General features: G+C 63.4%; 4 protein-coding genes. All 4 read right to left on the bottom strand.

Annotated elements, in window-relative coordinates; genetic code table 11:
- Positions 1–1148 (bottom strand): AcvB/VirJ family lysyl-phosphatidylglycerol hydrolase (locus AC1DT3_RS10965; protein WP_477465291.1); only part of this gene is annotated, 1148 nt, incomplete at its 3' end.
- Positions 1138–3840, bottom strand: coding sequence for a bifunctional lysylphosphatidylglycerol flippase/synthetase MprF (gene mprF / locus AC1DT3_RS10960; RefSeq protein WP_477465290.1), 2703 nt, complete (start codon positions 3838–3840; stop codon positions 1138–1140). The genes AC1DT3_RS10965 and mprF, both read right to left, overlap by 11 nt.
- 23 nt (positions 3841–3863) lie before the next feature.
- Positions 3864–4979, bottom strand: coding sequence for a DUF1513 domain-containing protein (locus AC1DT3_RS10955; protein ID WP_477465289.1), 1116 nt, complete (start codon positions 4977–4979; stop codon positions 3864–3866).
- Positions 4966–5558: imelysin family protein (locus AC1DT3_RS10950; RefSeq protein WP_477465288.1), on the bottom strand; the 593-nt coding region annotated here is incomplete at its 5' end. The genes AC1DT3_RS10955 and AC1DT3_RS10950, both read right to left, overlap by 14 nt.

Raw genomic sequence — 5558 nt, 5'->3', positions numbered from 1 at the left:
GCCGAATTCACACCGAGATAGCCCGCAATCGAGATTTCGTAGAGAGCGGTCGGCTCCAGCCCCATTAGCGCGATCAGCTGGATCTTGTCGCGAGTCGCCGGGGACAGCTTTGCCCAGACAGGGGGAATCACATCCGCGCCCATGGAAAAACCGAGCAGAACGACGCGCTGTGCCTGCCATTTTTGCTCGTAATGGGCAACGATCCGCTCCAAATCCCGAGCAATTTGGTCCGGCGATTTTTCTTTCCAGAAGTATCGCAGAGAATCGAGGCCGACGACGCTCAAACCGCTCTGCGAAAGAGTCTCCGCGATCGACTTGTCTATATCGCGCCACCCACCGTCGCCGGACAGAAAGATCGCGAAAGCCGATATCTTGCCGTTCGCCGGCAGCTCGACGAGCGGCAGGTCGGCCAGACTCGTTGCGGGAGGAGCGCCGATGTCGAGCGCAGCCTCGAGTGCCACATCGAGTACGGATCGACCGGCGCTGGCGATCCGCAATTCGTTGCCGGGATCCGCCGCGACGAAGGCCGCGATCTGTGGCGGCGGTTTGGAATCCGCGATCAGGACCCACCGGCCCGGAATATCGCTCGCCGGCGCATAGATGAAACCGCCGGGTGCAGGTTGGCTTTTGGCGCCTGGGCAGAGTGGAAGCCTGGATGAGAAATGGTCCTGAAATCCAATGCTGACTGCGCCCGCGGCGGTGTTGTCGGGCGCTTGCGCGATGGCGAGATAGGCGAGCGTCCCGCTTTCCGCGCCGTTTCCGACGATCACCGGCCAGCGGTACGCTGTCGATTGCAGAGCGCGCTGCGCCGTCGTCGAAAGGTCTTCGAACTCGCCGAGCACATAGAAACAATCGGCATTTGCGTCCGCGTGCCGCTCCATGTCCTTGACGACGGATCGCGTCGACAACGCCGCGACTGCGACACCTTCAGCGACGAAGCGATCGATCTCCGATTGTCTTTCCTGCGCGGACGCGTCGTCACTCAAGTAGATCACGAAAGCTCTCGGCTCATCCTGCGGCGCGAACAACGCCACGTCGCCAAAGGTATCCTGCTGGATCGTCATTTCGCGTGGCGCGGCTAGCGCGGGGGCGATAGCGAACAGGCCGCACGCGGCGAGAAGAAGAAGCGTCAACCGGTCATGTTTCATCGGCGTCTCTCCGGTGCAGGCGCATTGCCTTCTCGGGACTGGTAGCGATCAGCGTCGTGATATCGAACAGGATCTGCGGCAATGAGAGACCGCCCGGATAGGCGAGATAACGCGGGCGCCATTCCGGCCGGAACTTTTCCTTGAACGCACGCAGGCCCTCGAAATTGTAGAACCGGTCGCCGCGGCGATAGATCAGCGCGCCCAGTTTGCTCCACCGCGAGGCAAGGCGGTGACGGGCAAGACCCGATAACGGCGCCATGCCGAGATTGAACCAGCGGAAGCCTTCGGCCCGCGCCTGCTGCAGAAGGCCGATGAAGAGCAGGTCCATTGCGCCACTCGGCATATCCGGCCGCTGGCGCATGAGATCGATGGTGAATTCGCTTCTGTCGTTGCTTCGCCAGATGTTGGCGAAGGCGACGATACGCCCATTGCATCGAACGACGGCCTGATCGGTGCCGAGCATGCCCTCGTCTGTCCAGAAGCCGAGCGAGAAACCCTTCTCCCGTCCCTTCTCGCCGAGCCACAAATCGGAGACTTCCCGGAGGTCGTCGAGGATGCCACGTACATCTTCGGCCGGTACGATTTCGAACGTCGCGCCCGCTTTCTCCGCACGCGTTTTCGCTTGGCGCAAGCGGCGCCCATCGCCCCCTTCCAGCGTGAGGACCGATAGATCGACCCAGGCCTCCTCGCCGAGTTTGACGAGGGAGAAGCCGGCATCGAGATAAATCGGCAGATGGCTCGTCGCCACCTGATAGAAGACCGGCGTGGCGCCGAGCCGGTCGGCCAGCTCCTTGAAGCTCCAGACCAATTCCTCGGCGGTGTCCTCGTTCGCGGCGACGGGGTCGCCCATGGCGATCAGCGAGCGGCGTTGCTGACCGTACATCACGAAGCCCTGTTGATCGGGCGAGAAGAGAAATCTCTTGTCTCCGACGAGCGCGAGATGCGCCTCCACCCGTGGCGAATGTGCGACGATGGCGCGGGCGCGATCGACGGACGCTTCCGGCATCACTTGTTGTTCGCGGGGCTGACGGTGCACGAGGGCGTACGACACGATCCCGACCGCCGTCACGGCGACAGCGAGCGACGCGCGCAGGAACCGTGGCGCATCCGCGCGATAGGCGAAATGCCACCACAGATCCGGGCTATAATCCACATAGCGATAGGCGAAGAAGCCGAGCCAGATCGATGCGCCGATCGCGACGCCGATGGCGATGATCCATTCGATCGACGGTCGTTCGTCGAACAGGTCGGCCCGGCGGTAGAATTCATTGCGTCCGATGACCAGGAGAATCAGGCCGCCGAGGCACACGACGGCCTCTTCGTAGTCGGCGCCTTTGATCAGCGAGAACAACGCACCGGCGGCAAGCAGTGTCATGGCCCATCGCCACGCCATCTCGAGGCGGCGAACGAGACCGGTCGCGACGACGAGCAACAGCAGGCCGACCATGCTGCCGAGCAGGTGGGACGCTTCGACGAACGGCAGCGGCACGAAATAGCGCACGAGCCGCAGACGTTCCATCTCGCTCGGCGTCGCGCCCGAGAGCAGCAGCACCGCGCCGCCACCGAACACCGCAATGGCGCTGGCCTGCGGAAAAAAGGAGCGCAACGTGCCGCCGACGCGCTTCGCGACACGTACGATGGGGCGCTGATGCTCCGCGATCTCGCGAGAAGCCAGGAGCAGTAATGCGAGGACGAAAGGAACGAGATAATAGACGACGCGGAACAGGACCAACGCTGCGAAAAGTTCGGCTTTCGGCAGATCAGGAAGAGCGAGAAGGACGACGGATTCAAAAACACCGACGCCTCCGGGAACATGGCTGACGACCCCGAGGACGGTCGCGAGGATGAAGACGATCAGAAAAGCCGGAAAGGTGACGTCTCCGGTCTGTGGCAGCAGCAGCCAAAGAGCCAACGCCGCCGCAGCGCTGTCGAGCGCACCGAGACTGATGGCAGCGAGGGTCGCTTTCGGTCCGGGCAGCGTAAATCCCCAACCGCCCAGGCGAAGACGCCGGCGGCGCACGGCCATCCACAGCAGATACGCGGTCAACGCACCGAGAATCACGAAGCCGGCAGCTCGATTGAGACCCGCCGGCGCATCGTCGACGAGAGAGGCGAGCGACGGTTCCGCAATCAAACTCAAGCCGGTCAGAGCCGCGAGCCCGAACCAGAACGTGACCGCGCAGAAGAAACCCATCGCGACGATGTCGAGGGCGGAGATGCCGGCTGCCGTGTAGACGCGAAGTCGCACGGCGTTACCGGTGAGAAGGCCGAACCCCATCGTAAACGTGAAGGTCTGGCTGATGAACGATGCCGTGGCCGCGGTGGCGAAAGGAACGTGTGCTCCCACTTGGCGCAGAGCGAGGACGTCGTATCCGATGAGGACGGCATAGGACATCGCCGTCGCCATTGCGGCGCCAACAAGGCGCTGTCGATCGACATGGGCGACAGCCGCCTGGAGATCTTGCCAGGTCATCGATTCCGCCGCGCGATAGATAGCGACAACCGCAATCACGAACAGGCACAGGCCGAATGCGGCTCCAGCCTTGCGCCAATCGACCTCAGACACCACCTCCGCCGCCCGCGCAAGCAGGCTCGGGTCCTCGCGCCGATCTTGGGTGTTCAACCCGATGGCCGCTTCGGCGGCTCGGTCGAACGCCTCCTTTGTTTCGACGGTTCCGATTCCCTCGGACATGGGACGACCTTTCGGCTCGAATGCTACACCCGGCGGGTGTGATTGTCCCAAATCCACCGATCGAGCTCGGTTCCGCCGAGAGACTGCAATTCTTTCGCCGTCACGGGAGCAAGGCGCACGCCGGCATTGCCGGAGGTCGCGAGAAAGACGCCTTCGACTGGGGCGGCGGCGATGCCGCAGACGTCCGACATGCGGCGGCGCCCGAGGTAACGCCCGCTCGGCAGATCCCAGAATGCGATGGTGTTTCCACGCGGGCTCGTTGCGGCGGCAATGCGTCCGGATGYATCGAGTGTCACCGAGCCGACGTAGTTTTTCAGCGCGTTGAGGTCGTCCTCCGGCATTTCGAGAAAACGGGTCTTGCCGTCGCGGTCGAGCGTTCCGACGAGGGCCGGCATGTCGTCCTGATTGCCCTCGAACTGGCAGCCGAACACGGTCTCGCCTGCGTCGGAGACGGCGAGGTGGCGAATGCTCAGGCCCTTGAGATCCGCGCCGAGATCGGTCTTGAACAGAACATCCCCGCTTTGTGGATCGACGAGGGCAAGGCTCGGCTCCATTTCATCCTTGTTCAAAATCTCACGCCCGGTTTCAGGATGTGTCCTGATCCCGCCATTGGCGACGACGATGTGGCGATGGTCGGGAAGATAGGCCAGGTCGTGTGGCCCGATGCCGAAGCTCGGCATCTCGCCGACCCGGCGATAGCCCGCTGCGGCATCGTAGATACCAAGCATGCCTTCACCCGATGTCATCTTGTTTTCGGTGGCGTAGAGAATGCGCCCGTCGGCTGAGAAAACCCCGTGGCCGTAGAAGTGACGCCCCTTGGGCGATGTGACGACCGTCGCGACTTTGCCCGTGGTGCGATCGATGATTGCGGCCCAATTGCCGGGTCGACGCGCGAAGACGACGAGGTCTGTGGCGTGCGGACGAATGGCGATGTCGTGTCCGCGTTCGGGCAGCCGCGTGTTGAATACCATGCGCCCGTCGAAGCCGAACACTGCAACCGATGCGGCGTCGTTCCCATCGAGACACGCCGACACGAAGAGCGGTTCGGGTGTGCCGGCGAACGCCGAGCGCATTCCTGCCGGCGCCGCGATCGCGGCGCTCAGCCCGGCGAGGAAGGAGCGTCGATCAATCACCGTCACGGCTGTTGAATCCCATCGTCACACCGAGGGCGTTCGGCACCGAGAAACTTGCGACTTCGCGCAGCGAATGCACGGCGTCACGCAGCAGAACCACCTTCGCGCGCTGCTTCTTATCGCCCGCGAGAGTTCCGATATCCGCCTGTCCGAGCGCCTCGGCCATCGCGAGCGGTGTGCGGAGGGCGTAGACCAGCGAAGCGCCTTCGTCGCTGGCGGGATCGAGCAACAGTTTACCCATGGCTTGCGCCGCTTCGAGGTTGACGGCGATGGCCCGCAATGATCGTTTGCTGCGCCAGCCCTCTGCCAGCGCCGGACGGGCATCGTCGATGCTCTTGCCCATGGGCAGGCCGAGCTTCTGGTCATCGATGATCTCGAAGAGGCCGATGTAGTCGGTGGCGAACCGTGTCGCGGCGTCGTCGAGGACGTTCGCATCGCCCGTCTGAAGAACCGACACTGTCCCGCCGKGTCTCCGCCACTCCTGCAAAACCAATGCGCTCGTCGTGGCAAGGCCATGGGCGATGGCGCGACGGACGCCGCAACGCCGCTTTGCCACATCGGAGCCGTCGAATAACGCCTTTTCGG

Source organism: Microvirga sp. P4_G7 (genome assembly GCF_056401005.1).
The sequence above is the reverse complement of the archived record's forward strand: the minus strand, read 5'-3'. Positions and strand labels throughout refer to the sequence as shown.